The following is a 1,028-nucleotide window of genomic DNA, read 5'->3' as shown; positions in this document are numbered from 1 at the left end:
AGCTTGGATCGCTCGGTTTGAAGCCAGGCCTGCAAATCGTCGACGAGTGGCCGACTTTCCATCTGTCGACGCTCCAGACGCTGCTCGGCGGCAAGACCGTTGATCTCTCGTTCGATATCGAAGAGGGCATCGATCCGTTTGACGGCCTCCAGCGCCATTGGTGAGATCGGCGCGGCGTTCTTTCCACGCTTGGCGTTTGCGGCAATGTCGGCGAGCACGAAGAACTTGCGTCGCGAGTGAGCCCAGCACAGTGCCTGCCTTAGCGGATTTGGATCGCGATTAACCTTGAACAGCGGATTGTAGCCGCCATAGGCGTCCGCCTGCAGAATGCCGGTGAAGGATTTGAGGTGGCGTTCCGGATGCTCCTGTCGTCGATCTCGCGAGGCATAGTAAAGGGCGGCGGGCGGTGAGAGCCCTCCGAACGGCCGATCGTCCCGGACGTAGGTCCAGATGCGGCCCGTATCGGTCTTTCCCTTCGCCAGGATCGGGACAATCGTGTCGTCGCCATGCAGTCGCTCGGCGGCCAGGACATGGGCCTCGATTAGGGAGTGGATGGGCTTCAGCGCCGTGGCGCATGCTCCAACCTGATCGGCCAGCGTCGACAAGCTGAGGTCGACGCCTTCGCGGGCATAGCGTTCGCTCTGACGATTGAGCGGCTGGTGCTGGGCGAACTTCTCGAACAGAATCATTGCCAGCAGGTTCGGTCCTGCAAAGCCTCGGGGCGTCACATGGAAGGGTGCCGGTGGCTGGGTGATCTTCTCACACTCGCGGCAGGTAAACTTCTCCCGCACCGTCTGAATGACTTTCCACTGACGCGGGATGACCTCCAGGGTCTCGGTGATGTCCTCACCAAGCTTCGACAGTTTGACGGAGCCGCAGCAGGCGCAACTCGTGGGAGCGGCGATAACGACGCGCTCGCGCGGCAGGTGTTCAGGAAAGGGCTTGCGCGACGGACGCTTGCGCTCGAAGGCTTTGACGGCTGAGGCTTTGGCTGCGACTTCCGCGACCAACTCATCTTCACCCGCGTC

1 protein-coding gene is annotated in these 1,028 nt (G+C 61.7%); it reads right to left on the bottom strand.

The window, feature by feature from the left end; all coding sequences use genetic code 11:
• The coding region (gene tnpC, locus GGQ67_RS25070) for an IS66 family transposase (RefSeq protein WP_183902804.1) at positions 1-1,028 on the bottom strand (1,028 nt) is incomplete at both ends.

Origin of the sequence: Rhizobium metallidurans, assembly GCF_014196505.1 — a bacterium.
Lineage (GTDB): Bacteria > Pseudomonadota > Alphaproteobacteria > Rhizobiales > Rhizobiaceae > Rhizobium > Rhizobium metallidurans.
This window is presented reverse-complemented; position numbering and strand designations above follow the sequence as displayed.